The 24,921-nt window shown below is 68.5% G+C and carries 15 protein-coding genes, 3 rRNA genes and 1 riboswitch; of the genes, 4 read left to right on the forward strand and 14 right to left on the reverse strand.

Annotation, left to right across the window (positions count from 1 at the left end; genetic code table 11):
- Positions 1–166: 166 nt before the first annotated feature.
- Complete coding sequence (locus E4U91_RS05720) at positions 167–2,122, forward strand: APC family permease (protein WP_137305771.1); 1,956 nt, start codon at positions 167–169, stop codon at positions 2,120–2,122.
- A gap of 98 nt (positions 2,123–2,220) precedes the next feature.
- Here the strand turns inward: E4U91_RS05720 and gcvP are convergent, their stop codons facing one another.
- Positions 2,221–5,106, reverse strand: coding sequence for an aminomethyl-transferring glycine dehydrogenase (gene gcvP, locus E4U91_RS05725; protein WP_137305773.1), 2,886 nt, complete (start codon positions 5,104–5,106; stop codon positions 2,221–2,223).
- 176 nt (positions 5,107–5,282) lie between these two features.
- Positions 5,283–5,377: riboswitch (glycine riboswitch) on the reverse strand.
- A 122-nt stretch (positions 5,378–5,499) separates the two neighbouring features.
- On the opposite strand from gcvP, the gene E4U91_RS05730 reads away from it, so the two are divergent.
- A complete protein-coding gene (locus E4U91_RS05730) occupies positions 5,500–5,874 on the forward strand; it encodes a PRC-barrel domain-containing protein (RefSeq protein WP_174867758.1) in 375 nt (124 codons plus the stop codon).
- Positions 5,875–6,650: 776 nt separating this feature from the next.
- On the opposite strand, the gene E4U91_RS05735 is transcribed toward E4U91_RS05730, so the two are convergent.
- The 13 genes from E4U91_RS05735 to E4U91_RS05795 form a co-directional block, all read right to left on the reverse strand.
- Positions 6,651–8,075, reverse strand: a complete 1,425-nt coding sequence (locus E4U91_RS05735; RefSeq protein ID WP_137305775.1) for a DNA polymerase IV — start codon at positions 8,073–8,075, stop codon at positions 6,651–6,653.
- Between the two features lie 101 nt (positions 8,076–8,176).
- Positions 8,177–8,821: a MerR family transcriptional regulator gene (locus tag E4U91_RS05740; RefSeq protein ID WP_137305777.1), complete on the reverse strand. Its 645-nt coding sequence runs from the start codon at positions 8,819–8,821 to the stop codon at positions 8,177–8,179.
- A 285-nt stretch (positions 8,822–9,106) separates the two neighbouring features.
- Complete coding sequence (locus E4U91_RS05745) at positions 9,107–9,580, reverse strand: bifunctional nuclease family protein (RefSeq protein ID WP_026253112.1); 474 nt, start codon at positions 9,578–9,580, stop codon at positions 9,107–9,109.
- A 114-nt stretch (positions 9,581–9,694) separates the two neighbouring features.
- Complete coding sequence (gene ftsR, locus E4U91_RS05750; protein ID WP_137305779.1) at positions 9,695–10,435, reverse strand: transcriptional regulator FtsR; 741 nt, start codon at positions 10,433–10,435, stop codon at positions 9,695–9,697.
- A gap of 44 nt (positions 10,436–10,479) precedes the next feature.
- Positions 10,480–11,355, reverse strand: a complete 876-nt coding sequence (locus tag E4U91_RS05755) for an FHA domain-containing protein (protein ID WP_137305781.1) — start codon at positions 11,353–11,355, stop codon at positions 10,480–10,482.
- 82 nt (positions 11,356–11,437) lie between these two features.
- Entirely contained in the window at positions 11,438–12,277 is an 840-nt protein-coding gene (locus E4U91_RS05760; RefSeq protein WP_137305783.1) for a DUF881 domain-containing protein, read from the reverse strand.
- 5 nt (positions 12,278–12,282) lie between these two features.
- Complete coding sequence (locus E4U91_RS05765; protein ID WP_067227382.1) at positions 12,283–12,615, reverse strand: small basic family protein; 333 nt, start codon at positions 12,613–12,615, stop codon at positions 12,283–12,285.
- Positions 12,612–13,517 (reverse strand): DUF881 domain-containing protein, encoded by a 906-nt coding sequence (locus tag E4U91_RS05770; RefSeq protein ID WP_137305785.1) that lies wholly within the window; start codon positions 13,515–13,517, stop codon positions 12,612–12,614. Before E4U91_RS05770 ends, E4U91_RS05765 begins: the two co-directional genes overlap by 4 nt.
- A 99-nt stretch (positions 13,518–13,616) precedes the next feature.
- Positions 13,617–16,112, reverse strand: coding sequence for a mannose-1-phosphate guanyltransferase (locus E4U91_RS05775; RefSeq protein WP_137305787.1), 2,496 nt, complete (start codon positions 16,110–16,112; stop codon positions 13,617–13,619).
- Between the two features lie 113 nt (positions 16,113–16,225).
- Positions 16,226–16,834 carry a cardiolipin synthase ClsA gene (gene clsA / locus E4U91_RS05780; RefSeq protein WP_137305789.1) on the reverse strand — a complete coding sequence of 203 codons (609 nt, stop codon included), beginning with the start codon at positions 16,832–16,834 and terminating at the stop codon, positions 16,226–16,228.
- Between the two features lie 107 nt (positions 16,835–16,941).
- Positions 16,942–17,058: ribosomal RNA gene (gene rrf / locus E4U91_RS05785) — 5S ribosomal RNA — on the reverse strand.
- A gap of 70 nt (positions 17,059–17,128) precedes the next feature.
- Positions 17,129–20,250: ribosomal RNA gene (locus E4U91_RS05790) — 23S ribosomal RNA — on the reverse strand.
- A gap of 271 nt (positions 20,251–20,521) precedes the next feature.
- Positions 20,522–22,047: ribosomal RNA gene (locus E4U91_RS05795) — 16S ribosomal RNA — on the reverse strand.
- The 16S, 23S and 5S rRNA genes sit together here, the layout of an rRNA operon.
- Positions 22,048–22,627: 580 nt before the next feature.
- On the opposite strand from E4U91_RS05795, the gene E4U91_RS05805 reads away from it, so the two are divergent.
- Both E4U91_RS05805 and ptsP read left to right on the forward strand, forming a co-directional pair.
- The gene (locus E4U91_RS05805) at positions 22,628–23,077 is read left to right on the forward strand and encodes a PTS sugar transporter subunit IIA (protein ID WP_137305793.1); all 450 of its coding nucleotides are present in this window, start codon (positions 22,628–22,630) and stop codon (positions 23,075–23,077) included.
- Positions 23,078–23,193: 116 nt separating this feature from the next.
- Positions 23,194–24,864, forward strand: a complete 1,671-nt coding sequence (gene ptsP / locus E4U91_RS05810; protein ID WP_137305795.1) for a phosphoenolpyruvate--protein phosphotransferase — start codon at positions 23,194–23,196, stop codon at positions 24,862–24,864.
- Positions 24,865–24,921: the final 57 nt, after the last annotated feature.

Consider the following 24,921-nt stretch of genomic DNA (forward strand, 5'->3'; position numbering starts at 1 on the left):
GACGGTCCCCATCCGGGCCGACCGACCCCTGGGGTGAAACCCTTAACGCAGGCTTGACGGCCCCGCCCCCTTGATCCGCGGGCCGCTGCCGCACCCCCGGCCTACGCTGGAGCCGCCGTCCGCGTGATGGCCCCCACCCACGCTGACCAGCACCAGGAGCGCCGCCATGACCGCGACCGAGCACCCCGCGCCCAGTCGTCTGCGCTCCTGGATGCTGGAGGGGCTGTCGGACATGGGCAAGGGCCAGGGCGTCGCGGGACCGCACGCCACCCCGGAGCCCCCGCACCGCGGCCAGGCCTGGTACCGGGTCATGTGCCTGACGGGCGTCGACTACTTCTCCACCCTCGGCTACCAGCCGGGCATCGCCGCCCTCGCGGCCGGGCTGCTCTCCCCCGTCGCGACCGTCGTCCTGGTGGTCGTGACCCTCGCGGGCGCCCTGCCGGTCTACCGCCGGGTCGCCGAGGAGTCACCGCACGGCGAGGGCTCGATCGCCATGCTGGAGCGGCTGCTCACCTTCTGGAAGGGCAAGCTGTTCGTCCTGACCCTGCTGGGCTTCGCCGCTACCGACTTCCTGATCACCATCACCCTGTCAGCGGCCGACGCCTCGACCCACCTGGTGGAGAACCCGCACCTGACCGACGCCCTGCAGGGCCGGCGCATGCTGATCACCCTGCTGCTCGTCGCCCTGCTCGGCGCGGTGTTCCTCAAGGGCTTCCTGGAGGCGATCGGCGTCGCCGTCGCCCTGGTCGCCACCTACCTGGTCCTGAACGCGGTCGTCGTGGCCGCCGGCTTCTGGCACGTGGTCACCGCCGGTCACGTCGTCACCGACTGGTCCCACGCGCTGACCGCCGAGCACGGCAACGTCTTCGCGATGGTCGGCGTCTCCCTGCTGGTCTTCCCCAAGCTCGCCCTTGGCCTGTCCGGCTTCGAGACCGGCGTCGCCGTGATGCCCCACGTCAAGGGCGACCCCGGCGACACCGAGGACCACCCGGCGGGCCGCATCCGCGACACCAAGAAGCTGCTGACGACCGCCGCCCTCATCATGAGCGTCTTCCTGATCGTCACCAGCTTCCTCACCACGGTGCTCATCCCGGAGAAGGAGTTCGAGTCCGGCGGCCAGGCCAACGGCCGCGCCCTCGCCTACCTGGCGCACGAATACCTCGGCAACACCTTCGGCACGGTCTACGACGTGTCCACCATCGCCATCCTGTGGTTCGCCGGCGCCTCCGCGATGGCCGGCCTGCTCAACCTGATGCCGCGCTACCTGCCCCGCTACGGCATGGCCCCGCACTGGGCCCGCGCCGTGCGTCCGATGGTGCTGGTCTTCACCCTGATCGCCTTCCTGGTCACCTGGGTCTTCGACGCCGACGTCGACGCCCAGGGCGGTGCCTACGCCACCGGTGTGCTGGTGCTGATGTCCTCCGCCGCGATCGCGGTCACCATCGCCGCGCGCCGGGCCGGACAGCGCGGCTGGACCGTCGCCTTCGGCGTGGTCTCGGCGGTGCTGCTCTACGTCACCGTCGTCAACGTCATCGAGCGCCCCGACGGCGTGAAGATCGGTGCCTGCTTCATCGCCGGCATCATCGCCGTCTCGCTGCTGTCCCGGCTGGCCCGCGCCTTCGAGCTGCGCGTCACCGACGTGACGCTCGACCCGCTGGCGGACCGGTTCGTGCGGGACATGGCCAGCCGCAAGATGCGCTTCATCGCCAACGAGCCCGACCGCCGCGACCGCGCCGAGTACCGCGACAAGGTCGAGCAGATCCGCGAGGACAACGACCTCCCCGCCCACGAGGACTTCGTCTTCGCCGAGGTCACGGTCACCGACCCGTCCGAGTTCGAGGGCCGGCTGGTGGTGCGCGGCGAGGTCCTGCACGGCCGCTACCGCGTCCTGGTCCTGGAGTCCTCCTCCATCCCCAACGCCCTGGCGGCGCTGCTCCTGCACGTGCGCGACACCACCGGCTGCACGCCGCACATCTACTTCGAGTGGACCGAGGGCAGCCCGTTCACCAACTTCCTGCGCTTCTTCCTCTTCGGCCAGGGCGAGGTCGCCCCGGTCACCCGCGAGGTGCTGCGCGAGGCCGAACCGGACCCGGCCCGCCGGCCCCGCGTCCACACGGGCTGACCCGGGCTGACACGGCCGAGGGCCCCCACCCGTCGGTGGGGGCCCTCGATTGTGCCCGGCGCGGCCGGACCGGCTCAGCCGCCCGGCGGCCCGTCCGCTCAGTCGTCGTACGCGTCCAGCGGCGGGCAGGAGCAGACCAGGTTCCGGTCGCCGTACGCCTGGTCGATGCGGCGCACCGGCGGCCAGTACTTGTCGGCGGCCGACACCCCGCCCGGGAACACGGCCTCCTCGCGGGTGTACGCGTGCTCCCACTCCCCGCCGAGCGCGGCGGCGGTGTGCGGCGCGCCCCGCAGCGGGTTGTCCTCGGCCGGCCAGTCGCCCGCGCCGACCTTCTCGATCTCGGCACGGATGGCGATCATCGCGTCGCAGAAGCGGTCCAGCTCGGCCAGGTCCTCCGACTCGGTCGGCTCGATCATCAGCGTGCCGGCCACCGGGAAGGACATCGTCGGCGCGTGGAAGCCGTAGTCGATGAGCCGCTTGGCCACGTCGTCCACGCTCACGCCGGTGGCCTTGGTGATCGGCCGCAGGTCAATGATGCACTCGTGGGCGACCAGCCCGCCGGGGCCGGTGTAGAGCACCGGGTAGTGCGGCTCCAGGCGCTTGGCGACGTAGTTCGCGGACAGCACGGCCACCTGGGTGGCCCGCTTGAGCCCTTCGCCGCCCATGAGCCGCACGTAGGCCCAGGAGATCGGCAGGATGCCCGCGGAGCCCCACGGCGCGGCCGAGATCGGGCCGACGCCCGTCTCGGGCCCGGCGGCGGGCTGCAGCGGGTGGTTCGGCAGGTACGGCGCCAGGTGCGACCGTACGGCCACGGGTCCGACGCCGGGACCGCCGCCGCCGTGCGGGATGCAGAACGTCTTGTGCAGGTTCAGGTGGGAGACGTCGCCGCCGAAGTGGCCCGGCTTGGCGAGGCCGACCAGCGCGTTGAGGTTGGCGCCGTCGACGTAGACCTGGCCGCCCGCCTCGTGCACCTGCGCACAGATGTCGGCGACGTGCTCCTCGAAGACGCCGTGCGTCGACGGGTAGGTGATCATCAGCACGGCGAGCTGGTCGCGGTGCTGCTCGATCTTGGCCCGCAGGTCCTCGACGTCGATCTCGCCGTCCTCGGCGGTCTTCACGACGACGACCTTCATGCCGGCCATGACGGCGCTGGCGGCGTTGGTGCCGTGCGCCGAGGACGGGATGAGGCAGACCGTGCGGCCCTCGTCGCCGTTGGCGCGGTGGTAGCCGCGCACGGCCAGCAGACCGGCCAGCTCGCCCTGCGACCCGGCGTTGGGCTGGAGGGAGACCTTGTCGTACCCGGTGACCTCGGCGAGCCGCTCCTCCAGCTCACGGATCAGCGTGAGGTAGCCCTCGGCCTGCTCGGCGGGCGCGAACGGGTGCAGCTGCCCGAACTCCGGCCAGGTGACCGGCTCCATCTCGGTCGTCGCGTTGAGCTTCATGGTGCAGGAGCCCAGCGGGATCATGCCGCGGTCGAGCGCGTAGTCGCGGTCGGAGAGCCGGCGCAGGTAGCGCAGCATCGCCGTCTCGGAGCGGTGCTGGTGGAAGACCGGGTGGGTCAGGAAGTCGTCGGACCGCAGCAGCCCCTCGGGCAGCACGTCCCCGGCGGACGCGTCGAGCGCCTCGACGTCGCCCCGGACACCGAAGGCCTCCCAGACCGCGGTGAGCTGCGCGCGCGTGGTGGTCTCGTCGCAGGCGGCCGACACGTGGTCGGCGTCGACGAGCCGCAGGTTGACGCCCTTGTCGCGGGCGGCCGCGACGACCTCGGCGGCCCGGGCGGGCACCCGCGCGGTCACCGTGTCGAAGTAGGCGCCGTGCACGACCTCCACGCCGCCCGCGGTCAGCCCGGCGGCCAGGATCGAGGCGTACCGGTGGGTGCGCCGCGCGATCGCCCGCAGCCCTTCGGGGCCGTGGTAGACCGCGTACATGCCGGCCATGACGGCCAGCAGGACCTGCGCGGTGCAGATGTTGCTGGTGGCCTTCTCGCGCCGGATGTGCTGCTCACGCGTCTGCAGCGCCAGCCGGTAGGCCTTGTGCCCGTCCGCGTCCACGGACACCCCGACGAGCCGCCCGGGCAGGCTCCGCGCGAACTTCTCCTGGACGGCCATGTAGCCGGCGTGCGGGCCGCCGAAGCCCATCGGCACACCGAAGCGCTGCGTCGTGCCCACCGCGATGTCGGCACCCAGCTCACCGGGCGACGTCAGCAGGGTCAGCGCCAGCAGGTCGGCGGCGACCGTGACGACCGCGCCCAGCTCGTGGGCCTGCTCGATGACGGGCCGTATGTCGCGCACGGCGCCGGAGGCGCCCGGGTACTGGATCAGCACGCCGTTGATCTCGCGGGCGGCGAGGTCGGCCGGGATGCCCTCGGCGAGGTCGGCGACGACCACCTCGACGCCGGTCGGTTCGGCCCGGGTGCGGATCACGGCGACGGTCTGCGGCAGCGCGTCCGCGTCGATCAGGAACAGGCCCTTCTTGTTCTTGCCCATGCGCCGGGACAGGGCCATCGCCTCGGCGGCGGCCGTGCTCTCGTCGAGCAGCGAGGCGCCGGAGGTGGGCAGCCCCGTCAGGTCCGCGACCATGGTCTGGAAGTTGAGCAGCGCCTCCAGGCGGCCCTGGGAGATCTCGGGCTGGTAGGGCGTGTACGCCGTGTACCAGGCCGGGTTCTCCATGACGTTGCGCAGGATGACGGGCGGCGTGAACGTGCCGTGGTAGCCGAGCCCGATCATCGAGCCGAGCACCTGGTTGCGGTCGGCGAGGGACCGCAGCTCGGCCAGCACCTCGGCCTCGCTGCGCGCGCCGGGCAGGTCCAGCGCGTCGGCGTTCTTGATCACGTCCGGCACGGCGGCGGCGGTGAGCTCGTCGAGCGAGCCGTACCCGACCTGCGCGAGCATCTTGGCCCGCGCCTCCTGGTCGGGCCCGATGTGGCGCTGCTCGAAGGGGATGCCCTCTTCGAGCTCGGTGAGCGGAGTGCGGTGGGCGGTCATTGCGGAGGCCTCCTGGTCTGACGCGACCTTCGAGGGACACCACGGCACGGGTGTCCCGACGGCCTCCCCCTCTGTCATCTCAACCTGAGAGCTTCACCGGACGGCCCGGGGGCGTCCGGCTTTCACCGTCGGTGAGAGCGGAAGCCGTCGACACCCGCCCTGCTTTCCAGAGTGACCTCGTCCGTGCGGTACGTGGGCCTGAGAGATTCCGGGGAGGATTTGCTCCTTCGGCGCCTCCATGGTGCTCGGAGGACTCTCCCGCACGGGGTCAGCAGCCGCTGTCAGCGTACCAGCGAGGTCAACGCCGTGGCCTTCGAGTGGCCGCCGGGGCGAATGTGCTCTTTCGTAGTGCTGACGGACGAGGTGCGCCCATTGCGACCATATGGAGGGACCGTGCAGACCGACATCGATCCGCGCCACCTGATCGGCCGCAAGGCGTTCGACCGCAACGGCACCAAGATCGGCACCATCGACGAGGTCTACCTCGACGACGCGACCGGCGTACCGGAGTGGGCGGCCATACGGACCGGTCTGTTCTCCCGGGACGCGTTCGTCCCGCTGGAGCCCAGCGAGCTGGTCGACGGCGCCCTGCGGGTCCCCTTCGACCGGGCCCTGATCAAGGATGCCCCGGACTTCGGCGTGGGCCGCCACCTCTCCCCGGAGCAGGAACTGCAGCTCTACCACCACTACGGCCTCGACGTGGCCGCCACGCCCCCGCCGCCGGACCACGACTTCGGCCGCCTGGCGAGCAACCCGGACGAGGTCTGACGAGCCGGCCTGCCCCGCGCCCCCGCCGCCCGGCCGAGGCCCGACGCCCCGGACGGCACCACACCCCCACCCGGCCGACAGCCGACCCCGCCCGCGGTCGCACGGCACCCTCCGCTCCTCGACCTCCGGTCGGTACGACGTGGAGCGACCCCCGCTCCCTCGACCACGCCACCGGCCCCACTGGACCGAGCCCCCAGCCGCCCCGGACCGACGCTCCGGCAGGCCTCCATCACGAGGACGGTTCGCCTCCACCCAGCGGCAACCCACCCCGCTCCCTCCACCGCGCCACCAACCCCGCTGGACCGGGGCCCCAGCCGCCCCTGACCGGCACTCCGGCGGCCCTCCACCACAAGCACAGCCCGCCTCCATCCCACGGGCGGCCCGCCCCGGCGCCCGGACAGCCGGCCCGTCCGCCCCAGCCGGTCTCGACCCCCACTCCGGCCGGCCTCCACCCCGCCGAGAGCCCGGCCCCACCCCGGGCCCAGCCGCCCTCGAGCGGCCGACGGCCTCCACCGCGCCGCCGGTCCGGCCCGAGCGCGGCCCCGAGCGCCGTCCACCGGTGCTCCGGTCGGCCTCGACCCCGCCAGCGGTCGGCCCGACCGCGCGCCGAGCGATCCCCGACCCTGGCTCCGTTCGGCCTCCACCGCCCGGACGAGCCGGTCGGACGCCTCCGGTCACCCTCGACCGACGCTCCCCCACGCCTCCACCCCTCACCAGCCGTCCTCCACCGACGCCCCAGCGCACCTCCCCCGCACCAGCCACCCCCGTGCCCCCACTCAGCCCCCCACAGCCCCGCTCCCCACCCCCGACTGCTCCGGGCCCACCCCACCGCCCGCCTGGGCGGCCCCGCCCTCCCCGGACGGCCGGACCGGCACCAGGGGCAGCGGGTCGACCGGTTCCAGGTCCGGGTCGTCGACGCGGAACGTCCGCACCCGCCCGGGCTCCGAGTACGGCGTCTCGAACCGCACGGTGACCCGGCCCAGACCGCTGCCCTGCACCCACCCGTGCCCGAGCGAGGCGTGCCGTACGTCGTGCCCGGGCCGCCAGGAGTGCTCGGCGGGGGCGGTGACGGCCGGCCGGGGCTCGTCCGGCACCGCCGCCTCCTCCTCGGGCCCGACGGTGCGCTCCCCCGCGGCCTGCGCGAACAGGTCCTCCTGGGTGTAGTCGGCCAGTCCCGACACGCCCACCCCGAGCAGCCGCACCCCGCCGGTGGTGTCCACCGAGTCCAGCAGCCGGGCCGCCGCCTCCCGGACCACGGCCGGGTCGTCCGTGGGCCCGCGCAGGGTCTCCGAACGGGTCAGGGTGGAGAAGTCGTACCGCCGCACCTTGAGCACGATCGTCCGCCCCGACAGCCCGGCCCCGCGCAGCCGCCGCACGCACCGGTCGGCGAGCCGCTGCACCTCGAGCCCCACGCGGAGCCGGTCGTGGATGTCCACGTCGTAGGTGTCCTCGACGGAGACGGACTTGGTCTCCCGCTCGGCCACCACGGGCCGCTCGTCGCGCGCCAGCGCCATGGCGTACAGGCCGTGCCCGTGGGCCTTGCCGAGCAGCCGCACCAGCTCGTCCTCGCCGGCTTCCACGATCTCGTCGATCGTGGTGATCCCGGCCCGCCGCAGGTGGTCGCCCGTCGCCGGGCCCACGCCCGGCAGCGTCCGCACCGACAGCGGCCCGAGGAGCGCCCGCTCGGTCCCCGGCTGGATCAGCACCAGGCCGTCCGGCTTGGCCTGCTCGGAGGCGATCTTGGCGAGCATCTTGGAGGCGGCCAGCCCGACCGACCCGGTGAGCCCGGTGACCGCCCGGATTTCGGCCCGCAGCCGGACCCCGGTCAGCTGCGCCGACTCGCTGTCCCAGGCCGCTCCCCCGGCCTCCAGGTCGACGAACGCCTCGTCCAGGCTCAGTGGCTCCACGAGCGGCGACAGGGCCCGCAGCAACGCCATGACCTGGTCGCTGATCGCCCGGTAGAAGGTGAAGCGGGGGGTGAGGTAGGCGGCGTTGGGGGCGAGGCGGCGCGCCTGGGCCATGGGCATCGCCGAGTGCACTCCGAAGACCCGTGCCTCGTAGGAAGCGGTGGCGACCACCCCGCGGGGACCGAGGCCGCCCACGACCACCGCCTTGCCGCGCAGGCTCGGCTTGGACGCCTGCTCCGCCTGGGCGAAGAAGGCATCCATGTCGAGATGCAGGATGGTGGGCGCGTTCCGCACACCTCTGATGCTGCACCACACCACTGACAACGGCAGCCAACGACCCCGCGCGAGCCGGGACGGTGCCCCGCGACCTCCGCGGAACCGCCGGTGCGGCGCCCTCAGACCGCCCGGTTGCGCCGGCGCGCCAGCTCGTCGGCCGGGTTGTGCCCGACGAGCGTCTCGCCGGTGTCCACGCGCTCCCCGTGCAGCTGGGACAAGGCGCTCTCGACGTCCCGCCACACCACGCCCACGGCGATGCCGAAGATGCCCTGGCCGCCCTGGAGCAGGGCGTGGACCTCGTCGGGCGAGGTGCACTCGTAGACGGTCGCGCCGTCGCTCATCAGCGTCATGCGCTCCAGGTCGCGGAAACCGCGTTCCCTCAGGTGCTGCACGGCGGTGCGGATGTTCTGCAAAGACACGCCGGTGTCCAGGAAGCGCTTGACGATCTTCAGGACGACGACGTCCCGGAAGCTGTACAGGCGCTGGGTCCCGGACCCGTGGGCGGGCCGCACGCTCGGCTCGACGAGCCCGGTGCGGGCCCAGTAGTCCAGTTGGCGGTAGGTGATGCCGGCGGCCGCGCAGGCCGTCGGGCCGCGGTAGCCGATCTGCTCGGACGCCATGGACGTCGCCCCTCCGCCGCTCGGCACGGCCGTCGGTCGCTGTGGGGCGTGGTCGGCCGCGCCGCCGTGGAGCGCATACGGACCGCTTCCCCCGGTCTCGCGTCCGGGGGCACCCCCAGCCGTACCGTCGCCGCTGCTTCTCACGCCGACCTCCGTCCTTGAACTGCCTTCTCGACGGTAGGCAGTCACCAGGGGTGCGTCAACGATCGCCACACTCGGCACGCCGAGTGATAATCACCCTAAGAGTGGTTTCCCGTACCCCACCGCGGGGAAAGGCTAGCCGAATGCGCTCGGGGACGGGCGGTATGACGCTCCCCGTGGCCGGTGGCACATGCCGGGAACCCCGGGTGAGCGCGACGCACACCCCGCCGACCGGCCCGGCGGCATCCTGCCGGCCACCCGGCCCGTGGTGCGCGCCTGCCGCGGCTGCTACTGGCTGCTGGTGCCGAAGTCCTCGGGCGAGATCTGGTCGAGGAACTCGCGGAACTTCTCCACCTCGTCCTCCTGCTCGTCCGGGATGGCGATACCGGCGTCGTCGAGCACCGTGTCGCTGCCGTAGATCGGCGTCCCGGTGCGCAGGGCCAGCGCTATGGCGTCGGACGGGCGGGCGCTCACCTCGACGCCGCTGGCGAAGACCAGCTCCGCGTAGAAGACGCCCTCCCGCAGGTCCGTGATGCGCACTTCGGTGAGCTCCTGGCCCACGGCCTCCAGCACGTCCTTGAACAGGTCGTGGGTCAGCGGCCGTGCGGGAGCCATGCCCTGCTGGGCGAAGGCGATCGCGGTCGCCTCCCCCGGTCCGATCCAGATGGGGAGGTACCGGTCGCCTCCCACTTCACGCAGGAGCACGATCGGTTGGTTGGAGGGCATTTCGACCCGGACACCTACGACATCGAGCTCGTTCACACAGCAACCCTAGGCCGTGTCCGAGACGTTTGGGTAGTCGGGCCCGGATCGACCGGCCGATCCGCCCAGGGCGAACGGCGCCGACGGAGGGTGCCGCGGGCCGTCGGCGGGCCGTCAGGGCAACCGTACGCCGAGCGCGGTCTGCACCAGCGCGGCGTGCAGTCTGACCGTCAGACCGGCCAGTTCCTTCGTACGGGCCTCGGCATGGGTCCTGGTCTGCGGGTTGCGGTGCCGCCTGAGCGGGGCGACGACCTGGTCCACCAGTCCGGCCTCGCGGTCGGCGGCCGCCTTCATCACCCGCAGGTGCCGGGGTTCGATGCCGAACCGGCCCAGCTCGGCGATCAGGGAGGCCACGGTGGCCGCCTCCGCGTCGTAGACCCCGTCCTCCAGCGGGACGACCAGGCCGTACGACTCCCACTCGGTCAGCTCGGCCTCGTCGATGTCCGCGGCCGCCAGCAGCTCGGCCCGCCCGATCCGGGCGGCGGTGGGCGCCTCGGACTGCTCCTCGGGGGCCGTCTCGCCGTCGCGCTGCCGACCCAGCCTGGGCAAGGGGCCGGCCTCGCCGCGCTCCATGGCGTCCAGGTGCTCGCGGATGACCTTCAGCGGCAGGTAGTGGTCCCGCTGCATCCGCAGCACGTGGGCCAGCCGCTCGACGTCCTCGGCGCTGAACTTGCGGTACCCCGACGGGGTCCGCCGCGGCTCGACGAGACCCTCCGACTCCAGGAACCGGATCTTGGAGATGGTGACCTCGGGAAACTCGTCGCGCAGCACGTTCAGCACCGTGCCGATGCTCATCAGCCCGCTGTCCACGGCGGCGGTGCCGTGCCCGGCACCGCCCCTCGGTGTTCGCAGCATGGACCTTCCCCAGGGGTGTCCCCCGGACCGGAGTCCGGGGAGGGTCAGTAACCTCGCTGGCTCGCGTAGAAGACCAGCCGGTACTTGCCGATCTGCACCTCGTCCCCGTTCGCCAGGGCGACCTGGTCGATCCGCTCGCGGTTGACGTACGTGCCGTTCAGGCTGCCGACGTCGGCGACCGTGAACGTCCCGTCCGGGCTGCGGCGGAACTCCACGTGGCGGCGGGAGACCGTCACGTCGTCCAGGAAGATGTCGCTCTGCGGGTGACGCCCGGCCGTGGTCAGGTCGCCGTCCAGCAGGAAGCGGCTGCCCGAGTTCGGCCCGCGTCGCACGACCAGCAGCGCGGAACCCAGCGGCAGCGCGTCCACCGCGGCCTGCGCCTCGGGCGACAGGGCGGGCAGCTGCGTCTGACCGGTGGCCTCCGCGTCGTAGGCCTCGAGACCGGAGATCGAGATGGTGGACGTCGTCTCCGACGGGCGCTCGGCACCGGCCCGCAGCGGAGCACCGCAGTTGGAGCAGAAGCGGCTGTTCTCCGCGTTGCGGTTACCGCACCTCGTACACACCAGGGCCGACATAGGGGAAAACCCTCCACCCGCACTTGAGGTTGACGGTTGTCCGAAACCTATGCCGCCGGACTGTGCAGGGTCAACAGACGGCGCGCCCTGACCTCCGGAAAGGTCACCCGGACCAGCCACCTGGTCCCGGAACAGCGGCCGCTGGCCCTCCGCGTCGGGCTGTGCGCGATGGCGGGCGGTCGCGTTGTCGCTGCCCTCTCGCGCGCTCTTGCCGAACAACTTCGCAAACAACTTCACGGGCGATTCCCCTTGACCGAAACAGACCCGCCCGTGGGGCAGGACGAACCCTGACTGAACACACCGGTCGACCCGGACACCTTCACAACGTCCGTATCCACCAGACAGTTTCCACCACGCACCACCGGATCGGTGCGTCGACCCCCCGCAGCCTCATGCCCTTGCCGGACGTCCCCCATGCACCCCCGGTTCACTGGGAGGACGACCGAGCGTAGTCAGGCTGCTTCGCCGCTCGCAAGGCGTCCACGACGATCTTGTCCGACCGCTCCACCGTAACGGTGGCCTGCTCCTTCTCCAGGGTCTGCACCACGCCTCCAGGGATGTTGAGCGCCGGTTCGAGGTCCTGCGGCTTGCCGATGACCTTGAAACGATAGGGCGCGTTGATCTTGTTCCCGTCGACGCTCACGCTCTTGCCGGAGTCCGTCAGGTACGTATTGGCGACCACCCGCACGCCGTTGACCTGGATCGCTTCCGCCCCGGCCGCACGCAGCTCCTGGATCGCGTCGAGCAGCATGTCCGCCTTGACCGTCCCCTTCGTGTCCTCGATGGTCATCGTGATGCCGGGGCCCTGGGCCGCCACCGTGCCCGCCAGGATGCCGAGTTGCCGTTCCTTCTCGACCGTCTGCCGGCGGGCCTCCTCGGCCTGGTCGGAGCTGTTCTCCAGCTCCTGCTGCTGCTTCTCAAGTCCCTGCTTCTCGTCACCAAGACGCTGACTGCGGTCGCCGAGTTCATCGAGGATGCGCACGAGATCTTCCTGGCGGGCGCCGCGCAGCGCGCTGTCGCTGTCGCTGTTCGACGCGACCTGCACCGCCAGGCCGAAGCCGAGGCCGAACAGCAGCACGGCCACGATGAGTTGGGCGCGGCTCGCCCGCGGCGGCCACAGGCCCTTCGCCAGCCGCTGCCGCCCGCTCAGCCGGTCCTGCTCCCGGCCGTGCTCCTGCGGCGCCTGGGGCTCGGCGGGCGCCGCGGGCACCTCCTCGGGCAGTTCCCTGCGCAGCGGGTTCTCGGGGGTCCTGTCCTGCTCGCTCATCGGCGTCACGCCCGGAACACGTGGCGGCGGATCGCCGCGGCGTTGGAGAAGATGCGGATGCCCAGCACGACGACCACGCCCGTGGACAGCTGGGCCCCCACGCCCAACTTGTCGCCCAGGAAGACGATCAGCGCGGCCACGACCACGTTCGACAGGAACGACACCACGAAGACCTTGTCGTCGAAGATGCCGTCCAGCATGGCCCGCAGGCCGCCGAACACGGCGTCCAGCGCCGCCACGACGGCGATGGGCAGATACGGCTCGACGGCCGCCGGGATCTCGGGCCGGACCAACAGTCCGGCCACGACTCCCAGGACCAGGCCCAGTACGGCGATCACGATGTGCCCTTCTCCGTCTCGGTGCTCGGCTGAGCTGTTCGTACGATCACACTCGGTGCCGCGGGCAGCCGGACGTCGTCCTCCACGGAGATCGCGGTCCGGATGCCGAAGTTCTCCCGCAGGGCGTCCAGGTACAGGCCGTCGGCGCTGTCCTGGAACCGGGTGCTCAGGTTCTTCCCGTCCCCCACCGCGAGCACCGTGTACGGCGGCACCAGCGGCTTGTTGTCGACCAGTATGGCGTCGCCCGCCGCCCGGATCGCCGACAGGGACGTCAGTCGCTGCCCGTTGATCGACACGGCCTCGGCGCCCGACTCCCACAGGCCGTTGACCACGCGCTGCATGTCGCGGTCGCGCACGCGCCCGGTGTCGGAGAAGTCAGCGGTCTCGCGGGGGTCGCCGTTGCCGCCGCTGCTGGCTTCCTTGGCGTCGTTCACGACGAGCTTCACGCCCGGGCCGTGCACGGCGAGGGCACCGGACAGGACACCCACCAGGTCGCCGCGGTCGCCGCCGCCGCTCTTCTCCAGGGCGGCGCGCTGGCGGGCGCTCACGTCGTCGCGCAGCTTGTCGACGGACGCCTCGAGCTTGTCGGCCGCCTCGGTCTCGCGGTCGATGCGGTCGATCAGTTCCTCGCGCTCCTTGGCGACGACCGGCGCGGCGACGCGCGCCTGGGCCGCGCCGACGGTCACGACGAGCGCCGCCAGCACCAGGCCGGCGGCGAGACCCAGCTTCGCCCGCAACGTCTTGGGCATGCCACCGTCACCCTGCTTGCGGGCGGCGGCCTCGCCGTACCCGTCGTCGAGGCTGTGGTCCATGACGTTGGTGAGCAGCGACATGGACGCGTCCGGGCGCGCCGGACGCGCGGGTGTGCTCCGAACGGGGGGCTGCTGCGGCATGCCGCACATCGTCGCACGTCGCGACCGGTACCTCCGAACGGGGCCACCGGCGTGCCGGACAGGCCCCCTTGGGGACACTTGTCCGGCACGCGTGCGTACGGCGGTCGGTCAGCGCCCGGCGCTGTCCACGACCGCCGCCCACTCGTCGAGCAGGGCCTGCGCGGAGGCGTCGTCCGGGCCCTCGGCCCACAGGTGCGTGACCGCCTCGGCCGGGTCGGGCAGCACCATCACCCAGCGGCCGTCGGCCTCCACCACGCGCACGCCGTCGGTGGTGTCCACGAACCGGTCCCCGGCCTCCTCGACGACCCGGCGCATGACCAGGCCCTTGACGGCCCACGGCGTCGCCAGGTCCCGCTTGAGGACGTGCGCCCGCGGGATCCGCGCGTCGATCTGGCTGAGCGTGAGCTGCGTGCGCGCCACCAGGCCGATGAGCCGCACGAACGCGGCCGTGCCGTCGAAGACGCTGCTGAACTCGGGGACGATGAAGCCGCCCTTGCCGTCACCGCCGAAGATGGTTCCCTCGTCCGCCCCGACCCGGGTCAGGTCGTCGGGCGACGTGGTCGTCCACTCCACCTGCGTCCCGTGGTACGCGGCGACCTGCTCGGCGATCCGCGTGGTCGTCACGGGCAGCGCGACGCGCCCGCTGCGCCGCTCGGCGGCCACCAGGTCGAGCAGCACCAGCAGGGCCCGGTCGTCCTCGATGATCCGGCCCTTCTCGTCGACGAGCGACAGCCGCTCGCCCACGGGGTCGAACCGCACGCCGAACGCGGCCTGCGAGGACGCCACGATCTCCCCCAGCCGCACGAGGCCCTTGCGGCGCATCTCGGCGGTCTCGGTCGGCCGCGACTCGTCCAGACCCGGGTTGATGGTCAGCGAGTCGACGCCCAGCTTGCCGAGCAGGCTTGGCAGGACCAGTCCCGCGCTGCCGTTCGAGGCGTCCACGACGACCTTCAGCCCGGACTCGGAGATCCCGGTCGTGTCGACGTTGCGCAGCAGCGACCCGGTGTACGAGTCGAAGACGCTGGACGGGAAGTGCAGGTCACCGATCTCGCCCGGGAACGCCCGCCGGTACTCCTGGCGCGCGAACACCCGGTCGAGCTTGCGCTGGCTGCCCTGGGAGAGGTCGGCCCCCTGGGAGTCGAAGAACATGATGTCCACGGAGTCGGGCACCCCGGGCGACGTCCTGATCATGATGCCGCCGGCGCTCCCGCGCGCGGTCTGCTGCCGCGCCACGGGCAGCGGCACGTTCTCCAGGTCGCGTACGTCGATGGCGCTGGCCTGCAGCGCGGAGATGACCGCCCGCTTCAGCGCGCGGGCTCCTCGGGAGTGGTCGCGGGCCGTGGTGACCGTCGCGCCCTTCTTCAGGGTCGTCGCGTAGGCACCGGCGAGGCGCACGGCGAGCTCGGGCGTGATCTCGACGTTCAGGATGCCGGAGACGCCCCGGGCGCCGAACAGGTTCGCCTGGCCGCGCGACTCCCAGATCACCGAGGTGTTGACGAACGCGCCGGCCTCGATGGTCTTGAACGGGTAGACGCGGACGTTGCCCTGCACGATCGATTCTTCACCGATCAGGCACTCGTCACCGATGACGGCGCCGTCCTCGATCCGGGCGGCCCGCATGATGTCGGTGTTCTTGCCCACCACACAGCCCCGCAGGTTGCTGTGCGGTCCGACGTACACGTTGTCGTGGACGACGGACTTGTGCAGGAAGGCACCGCTCTTGACGACCACGTTCGAGCCCACGACGCTGTGCTCACGGATCTCGGCGCCGGCCTCCACCTTGGCGTAGTCACCGATGTAGAGCGGCCCCCGGAGCACGGCGTCCGGGTGCACCTCGGCGCCCTCGGCCACCCACACCCCGGGCGAGATCTCGAACCCGTCGAGTTCGACGTCGACCTTGCCCTCGAGCACGTCGGCCTGGGCCTTCACGTAGCTCTCGTGGGTGCCGACGTCCTCCCAGTAGCCCTCGGCGACATAGCCGTAGATCGGCTTGCCTTCCTTCATGAGCTGGGGGAAGACGTCGCCGGACCAGTCGACCGGGACGTCGGCCTCGACGTAGTCGAAGACCTCGGGCTCCATCACGTAGATACCGGTGTTCACGGTGTCCGAGAACACCTGGCCCCAGGTCGGCTTCTCCAGGAAGCGCTCGACCTTGCCCTCTTCATCGACGATGGTGATGCCGAATTCCAGGGGGTTGGGCACCCGCGTCAGACAGACGGTGACGAGCGCGCCCTTTTCCTTGTGGAAGTTGATCAGCTCGGTGAGGTCGAAGTCCGTCAGGGCATCGCCGGAGATGACGAGGAAGGCATCGTCCTTCAACGCCTCCTCGGCGTTCTTGACGCTTCCGGCGGTACCGAGTGGCTTCTCCTCATTGGCATACGTGAGCTCCATCCCGAGCTCCTCGCCGTCACCGAAGTAGTTCTTGACCAGCGAGGCCAGGAACTGCACAGTGACGACGGTCTCGTTGAGCCCATGCCTTTTGAGCAGCCGCAGAACGTGCTCCATGATCGGCCGGTTGGCCACCGGCAGGAGCGGCTTGGGCATGCTCGAGGTCATAGGGCGAAGGCGCGTGCCTTCGCCTCCGGCCATCACGACGGCCTTCATGTCGGAAGCGTCCTCCTACAGAGACGACGGTGAGCCGACTTCACCCGTCAAGATTGTCCCGCACTTTCACGCCGCGGGCTCATCGAGCGATTGCTCACCGCTACGCTGCGGGATCAGTCGGCCATGGCGTCCGCGCGGACAAGGCGGCGGACCTGCACCACATACAGCACTCCTGCCCACCAATAGAGGGTTGTACCCCATCCGGCGAACGCCCATCCGAAAATGGCTCCGAGTGACGAGATCCATCCGCTTCCGTCACTGAGCAGCAGCAACGGGAACGCGTACATCAGGTTGAACGTGGCGGCCTTGCCGAGGAAGTTCACCTGGGGCGGCGGATAGCCGTGGCGCCGGAGGATGCCCACCATCACCAGCAGGACCAGCTCGCGCGCGAGCAGTACGGCGGTCAGCCAGAGCGGCAGGATCTCCCGCCAGGTGAGGCCGACCAGCGTGGAGAGGATGTACAGCCGGTCCGCGGCCGGGTCGAGCAGCCGGCCGAGGCTGCTGATCTGGTTCCAGCGTCGCGCCAGCTTGCCGTCCAGGTAGTCGCTGATCCCGCTGAGGGCGAGCACGAGCAGGGCCCAGCCGTCGCTCTTGGGGCCGCCGAACTCGGGCCTCAGAATGAGCCACAGGAACAGGGGCACGCCGAGCAGGCGAGCCATGCTCAGGATGTTCGGGATGGTGAGGACCCGGTCCGTCTGGACACGGGTCTCCTGGACCTCCACCCGGGGGCCTCCAGTGGGAAACGAGCCAACGATGCTCACTGACCTTACCTCAACGCAAAAAAGCTCCGACCCCTGGGCAGTGCCCAAGAGCCGGAGCTGTAAAAGGAGTTCGGCGGTGTCCTACTCTCCCACAGGGTCCCCCCTGCAGTACCATCGGCGCTGTAAGGCTTAGCTTCCGGGTTCGAAATGTAACCGGGCGTTTCCCCTACGCTATGACCACCGAAACACTATGAAACAGACAACAACCGAAGGCTGTTCGTGGTTTCAGAACCAACACAGTGGACGCGAGCAACTGAGGACAAGCCCTCGGCCTATTAGTACCGGTCACCTCCACACGTTACCGTGCTTCCAGATCCGGCCTATCAACCCAGTCGTCTACTGGGAGCCTTACCCCATCAAGTGGGTGGGAGTCCTCATCTCGAAGCAGGCTTCCCGCTTAGATGCTTTCAGCGGTTATCCCTCCCGAACGTAGCCAACCAGCCATGCCCTTGGCAGGACAACTGGCACACCAGAGGTTCGTCCGTCCCGGTCCTCTCGTACTAGGGACAGCCCTTCTCAAGACTCCTACGCGCACAGCGGATAGGGACCGAACTGTCTCACGACGTTCTAAACCCAGCTCGCGTACCGCTTTAATGGGCGAACAGCCCAACCCTTGGGACCGACTCCAGCCCCAGGATGCGACGAGCCGACATCGAGGTGCCAAACCATCCCGTCGATATGGACTCTTGGGGAAGATCAGCCTGTTATCCCCGGGGTACCTTTTATCCGTTGAGCGACGGCGCTTCCACAAGCCACCGCCGGATCACTAGTCCCGACTTTCGTCCCTGCTCGACCCGTCGGTCTCACAGTCAAGCTCCCTTGTGCACTTACACTCAACACCTGATTGCCAACCAGGCTGAGGGAACCTTTGGGCGCCTCCGTTACCCTTTAGGAGGCAACCGCCCCAGTTAAACTACCCATCAGACACTGTCCCTGATCCGGATCACGGACCCAGGTTAGACATCCAGCACGACCAGACTGGTATTTCAACGACGACTCCACAACCACTGGCGTGGCCGCTTCAAAGTCTCCCAGCTATCCTACACAAGCCGAACCGAACACCAATATCAAACTGTAGTAAAGGTCCCGGGGTCTTTCCGTCCTGCTGCGCGAAACGAGCATCTTTACTCGTAGTGCAATTTCACCGGGCCTATGGTTGAGACAGTCGAGAAGTCGTTACGCCATTCGTGCAGGTCGGAACTTACCCGACAAGGAATTTCGCTACCTTAGGATGGTTATAGTTACCACCGCCGTTTACTGGCGCTTAAGTTCTCAGCTTCGCCCCACCGAAATGGAGCTAACCGGTCCCCTTAACGTTCCAGCACCGGGCAGGCGTCAGTCCGTATACATCGCCTTACGGCTTCGCACGGACCTGTGTTTTTAGTAAACAGTCGCTTCTCGCTGGTCTCTGCGGCCCCCCCCAGCTCAGAGTGCAAGATTCATCACCGGATGTGGCCCCCCTTCTCCCGAAGTTACGGGGGCATTTTGCCGAGTTCCTTAACCATAGTTCACCCGAACGCCTCGGTATTCTCTACCTGACCACCTGAGTCGGTTTAGGGTACGGGCCGCCATGAAACTCGCTAGAGGCTTTTCTCGACAGCATAGGATCATCCACTTCACCACAATCGGCTCGGCATCAGGTCTCAGCCTCGTGTGATCCGGATTTGCCTGGATCACGGCCTACACCCTTACCCCGGGACAACCACCGCCCGGGCTGGACTACCTTCCTGCGTCACCCCATCACTCACCTACTACCAGATCGGGTCAGCGGCTCCACCACTCCCCTCAACTCCGAAGAGATCAGGGCGGCTTCACGGCCTTAGCATCACTGGATTCGATGTTTGACGCTTCACAGCGGGTACCGGAATATCAACCGGTTATCCATCGACTACGCCTGTCGGCCTCGCCTTAGGTCCCGACTTACCCTGGGCAGATCAGCTTGACCCAGGAACCCTTAGTCAATCGGCGCACACGTTTCTCACGTGTGTATCGCTACTCATGCCTGCATTCTCACTCGTCAACCGTCCACGACTACCTTCCAGTGCCGCTTCACCCGGCAGACGACGCTCCCCTACCCATCACAGCCGGCGTTGGCCGTATATGCTGCAATGACACGACTTCGGCGGTACGCTTGAGCCCCGCTACATTGTCGGCGCGGAATCACTAGACCAGTGAGCTATTACGCACTCTTTCAAGGGTGGCTGCTTCTAAGCCAACCTCCTGGTTGTCTCTGCGACTCCACATCCTTTCCCACTTAGCGTACGCTTAGGGGCCTTAGTCGATGCTCTGGGCTGTTTCCCTCTCGACCATGGAGCTTATCCCCCACAGTCTCACTGCCGCGCTCTCACTTACCGGCATTCGGAGTTTGGCTAAGGTCAGTAACCCGGTAGGGCCCATCGCCTATCCAGTGCTCTACCTCCGGCAAGAAACACACGACGCTGCACCTAAATGCATTTCGGGGAGAACCAGCTATCACGGAGTTTGATTGGCCTTTCACCCCTAACCACAGGTCATCCCCCAGGTTTTCAACCCTGGTGGGTTCGGTCCTCCACGAAGTCTTACCTCCGCTTCAACCTGCCCATGGCTAGATCACTCCGCTTCGGGTCTTGAGCGTGCTACTGAAACGCCCTGTTCGGACTCGCTTTCGCTACGGCTACCCCACCCGGGTTAACCTCGCAACACACCGCAAACTCGCAGGCTCATTCTTCAAAAGGCACGCAGTCACGAGAATGGAGCAAGCTCCACTCCGACGCTCCCACGGCTTGTAGGCACACGGTTTCAGGTACTATTTCACTCCCCTCCCGGGGTACTTTTCACCATTCCCTCACGGTACTATCCGCTATCGGTCACCAGGGAATATTTAGGCTTAGCGGGTGGTCCCGCCAGATTCACACGGGATTTCTCGGGCCCCGTGCTACTTGGGTGTCTCTCAAACGAGCCGCTGACGTTTCGACTACGGGGGTCTTACCCTCTACGCCGGACCTTTCGCATGTCCTTCGTCTACATCAACGGTTTCTGACTCGCCTCACAGCCGGCAGACTGTGAAAGAGAGATCCCACAACCCCGTATGCGCAACCCCTGCCGGGTCTCACACGCATACGGTTTGGCCTCATCCAGTTTCGCTCGCCACTACTCCCGGAATCACGGTTGTTTTCTCTTCCTGAGGGTACTGAGATGTTTCACTTCCCCTCGTTCCCTCCACACTGCCTATGTGTTCAGCAGTGGGTGACAGCCCATGACGACTGCCGGGTTTCCCCATTCGGAAACCCCCGGATCAAAGCCTGGTTGACGGCTCCCCGGGGACTATCGCGGCCTCCCACGTCCTTCATCGGTTCCTGGTGCCAAGGCATCCACCGTGCGCCCTTAAAAACTTGGCCACAGATGCTCGCGTCCACTGTGCAGTTCTCAAACAACGACCAGCCACCCATCACCCCCGGATCACTCCGGAGTTCACTGGGGCCGGCGACTGAGGAAGTTCATTCCCTCAGACACCCAACAGCGTGCCCGACCCGATCGTTCATCCAGACTCACGTTCCACGCCGAAGCAGTACTAGCGGGTCCTTCAGACCGACCGTGCCGAATAATCAACGTTCCACCCATGAGCAACCGTGCAAGACATTTGCTTGCAGTCGGCTATGTGCTCCTTAGAAAGGAGGTGATCCAGCCGCACCTTCCGGTACGGCTACCTTGTTACGACTTCGTCCCAATCGCTAGTCCCACCTTCGACGGCTCCCTCCCACAAGGGGTTGGGCCACCGGCTTCGGGTGTTACCAACTTTCGTGACGTGACGGGCGGTGTGTACAAGGCCCGGGAACGTATTCACCGCAGCAATGCTGATCTGCGATTACTAGCAACTCCGACTTCATGGGGTCGAGTTGCAGACCCCAATCCGAACTGAGACCGGCTTTTTGAGATTCGCTCCACCTCACGGTATCGCAGCTCATTGTACCGGCCATTGTAGCACGTGTGCAGCCCAAGACATAAGGGGCATGATGACTTGACGTCGTCCCCACCTTCCTCCGAGTTGACCCCGGCGGTCTCCTGTGAGTCCCCATCACCCCGAAGGGCATGCTGGCAACACAGGACAAGGGTTGCGCTCGTTGCGGGACTTAACCCAACATCTCACGACACGAGCTGACGACAGCCATGCACCACCTGTACACCGACCACAAGGGGGCGCCTGTCTCCAGACGTTTCCGGTGTATGTCAAGCCTTGGTAAGGTTCTTCGCGTTGCGTCGAATTAAGCCACATGCTCCGCTGCTTGTGCGGGCCCCCGTCAATTCCTTTGAGTTTTAGCCTTGCGGCCGTACTCCCCAGGCGGGGAACTTAATGCGTTAGCTGCGGCACCGACGACGTGGAATGTCGCCAACACCTAGTTCCCACCGTTTACGGCGTGGACTACCAGGGTATCTAATCCTGTTCGCTCCCCACGCTTTCGCTCCTCAGCGTCAGTAATGGCCCAGAGATCCGCCTTCGCCACCGGTGTTCCTCCTGATATCTGCGCATTTCACCGCTACACCAGGAATTCCGATCTCCCCTACCACACTCTAGCTAGCCCGTATCGAATGCAGACCCGGGGTTAAGCCCCGGGCTTTCACACCCGACGTGACAAGCCGCCTACGAGCTCTTTACGCCCAATAATTCCGGACAACGCTTGCGCCCTACGTATTACCGCGGCTGCTGGCACGTAGTTAGCCGGCGCTTCTTCTGCAGGTACCGTCACTTTCGCTTCTTCCCTGCTGAAAGAGGTTTACAACCCGAAGGCCGTCATCCCTCACGCGGCGTCGCTGCATCAGGCTTTCGCCCATTGTGCAATATTCCCCACTGCTGCCTCCCGTAGGAGTCTGGGCCGTGTCTCAGTCCCAGTGTGGCCGGTCGCCCTCTCAGGCCGGCTACCCGTCGTCGCCTTGGTGAGCCGTTACCTCACCAACAAGCTGATAGGCCGCGGGCTCATCCTTCACCGCCGGAGCTTTCGACCCTCACAGATGCCTGCAAGAGTGATATCCGGTATTAGACCCCGTTTCCAGGGCTTGTCCCAGAGTGAAGGGCAGATTGCCCACGTGTTACTCACCCGTTCGCCACTAATCCCCACCGAAGTGGTTCATCGTTCGACTTGCATGTGTTAAGCACGCCGCCAGCGTTCGTCCTGAGCCAGGATCAAACTCTCCGTGAATGTTTACCGGTAATCCGGTGCACACACACGAGAGCGGAACCGTCGAGCGGAATAAGCTCAACGGTTCACAGCGTCCTCGCTGTGTTTTCTTCAAAGGAACCTCGTCCCGGTCGTGATGACCGGAGACGGGGTATCAACATATCTGGCGTTGATTTTTGGCACGCTGTTGAGTTCTCAAGGAACGGTCGCTTCCTTTGTACTCACCCGAGAGACTCTCTCGCGGCTTTCCTCCGGGCGCTTCCCTTCGGTGTTCCCAACTCTATCAGCGTTTTTCCGTCTCCCTGACCACCGTCCCGCAGGCATGCGGAAGGCGACCCTGGATAGGATCCGACAAGTTGGGTGCTGCTTGATCGGCACGCGGAACCGCGTAGCTCATCGCCAAGCAGGAGTACGACTGTACAGGGGGCCGCGGACGGCGTGCAAATCCATTAGGCTAGTGGTCTAGACCACGGCTCACGTCGCGGATCGGTAGCTCTCGTGCGGAACCGGTACTTCCTATGACATACCCTGCTGCACAGTGCGCCGTCCGGGACTGGCCGTGACGGCCCATGTACAACTCCACTCCTCTGGGAGGCTTCCCATGACCACCGTGACGTCCCCGCTGGCAGGACGCGCCATCGGACTGGCCGCCGTGCCGGATCCGGTCTTCTCCGGGGCCATGGTCGGCCCGGGTACCGCCATCGACCCGGTCCGCGAGCCCTCCGAGGCCGTCGCCCCCGTGGACGGTGTCATCGTCTCCCTCCACCCGCACGCCTTCGTCGTCGTCGACAGTGAGGGCCACGGCGTGCTCACCCACCTCGGCATCGACACCGTGCAGCTGAACGGCGAGGGTTTCGAGCTCCTCGTGAACAAGGGCGACACCGTGACCCGCGGTCAGGCCGTGGTGCGCTGGAACCCCGCCGCCGTGGAGGCCGCCGGCAAGTCCGCGGTGTGCCCCGTCGTCGCACTGGAGGCCACGGCCGACTCCCTCGGCGAGCTGCGCGAGAGCGGCGACGTGAAGGCCGGGGACACCCTCTTCTCCTGGCAGTGACGCGCTTCCCCCTGCAGTGACGCTTTTCCGGCAGTGATGCCGTCGCCGTCGTCATGACGGCAGGTAGGACCACCACAGCGGCGGCGGGACCCGCCGCACTATCGGAGACGGGTGAGATGGAGACAACGCTGCGAGGCGTCGGCGTGAGCCACGGTGTGGCCATCGGCGAGGTTCGGCACATGGGAACGGCGGTCCTGGAGCCGCCGGCCAAGCAGATACCGCCGCAGGACGCGGAGCGTGAGCAGGGCCGCGCCCGCCAGGCCGTGGACGCCGTGGCCGCCGACCTGACCGCGCGCGGCAACCTGGCGGGCGGCGAGGCGCAGGCGGTGCTCGAGGCGCAGGCCATGATGGCCCAGGACCCCGAGCTGATGGCGGACGTCGAGCGTCGCATCGCGGTCGGCAGCACGGCCGAGCGTGCGGTGTACGACGCGTTCGCCGCGTACCGCGAGCTGCTCGCGAACGCCGGCGAGTACCTGGCCGGCCGGGTGGCGGACCTGGACGACGTGCGGAACCGCATCGTCGCGCGGCTGCTGGGCGTGCCGATGCCGGGCGTGCCGGACAGCGACGAGCCGTACGTGCTGGTGGCGCGTGACCTGGCGCCGGCCGACACGGCGCTGCTGGACCCGGCGCTGGTGTTGGGCTTCGTCACCGAGGAGGGCGGGCCGACCAGTCACAGCGCGATCCTGGCGCGGGCGCTCGGGGTGCCCGCCGTGGTCGCGCTGCCGGGTGCCGGTGAGCTGGCCGAGGGCACGCTGATCGCGGTCGACGGCAGCAGCGGTGAGATCTTCGTGAACCCGAGCGAGGAGAAGAAGGCGCAGCTGGAGGCCGCGGCCGCCGAGCGCAGGGCCGCGCTGGCCGCCTCGACGGGGCCGGGTGTCACGGCGGACGGGCACAAGGTGCCGCTGCTGGCCAACGTCGGCGGTCCGGCCGATGTCCCTGCGGCCGTGGAGGCGGGCGCGGAGGGTGTCGGTCTGTTCCGTACGGAGTTCCTCTTCCTGGACGACAGCAAGAACGCGCCGTCGGAGGAGAAGCAGGTCGAGGCCTACCGTCAGGTGCTCGAGGCGTTCCCCGAGGGGCGGGTCGTCGTGCGGGTGCTGGACGCGGGCGCGGACAAGCCGCTGGAGTTCCTCACGCCGGGCGACGAGCCCAACCCGGCGCTGGGCGTGCGGGGGCTGCGGACGCTGCTGGACCACCCGGAGGTCCTGCGGACCCAGCTGACCGCCCTGGCGAAGGCCGCGGAGGGGCTGCCCGTCCACCTCGAGGTGATGGCCCCGATGGTGGCGGACCGTGCCGACGCCAAGGCGTTCGCGGACGCCTGCCGGGAGGCGGGGCTGCGGGCGAAGTTCGGCGCGATGGTGGAGATCCCGTCGGCGGCGCTGCGGGCGCGGTCGATCCTGCGGGAGGTGGAGTTCCTGTCGCTGGGCACGAACGACCTCGCGCAGTACACCTTCGCCGCGGACCGTCAGGTGGGTGCGGTGTCCCGTCTGCAGGACCCCTGGCAGCCGGCCCTGCTGGACCTGGTGGCGCTGTCCGCGGAGGCGGCCAGGGCCGAGGGCAAGAGCTGTGGTGTCTGTGGTGAGGCGGCGTCCGACCCGCTGCTCGCGTGTGTGCTGACCGGTCTGGGGGTCACCTCCCTCTCCATGGGTGCGGCTTCGATTCCGTACGTGCGGGCGACGCTGGCGAAGTACACGCTGGCGCAGTGCGAGCGGGCCGCGGTGGCCGCGCGAGCGACAGACAGCGCCGAGGAGGCGCGTGCCGCTGCGCAGGCGGTGCTGTCCGGCGAGTAGCCGGGGCCGCGTAGGCGGTGCACGGTCCGGGGCGTCCCCTTCTTGGGGTGGGGCGCC

The sequence above is a fragment of the Streptomyces lasalocidi genome (genome assembly GCF_005280215.1).
GTDB classification, from domain to species: domain Bacteria; phylum Actinomycetota; class Actinomycetes; order Streptomycetales; family Streptomycetaceae; genus Streptomyces; species Streptomyces longwoodensis.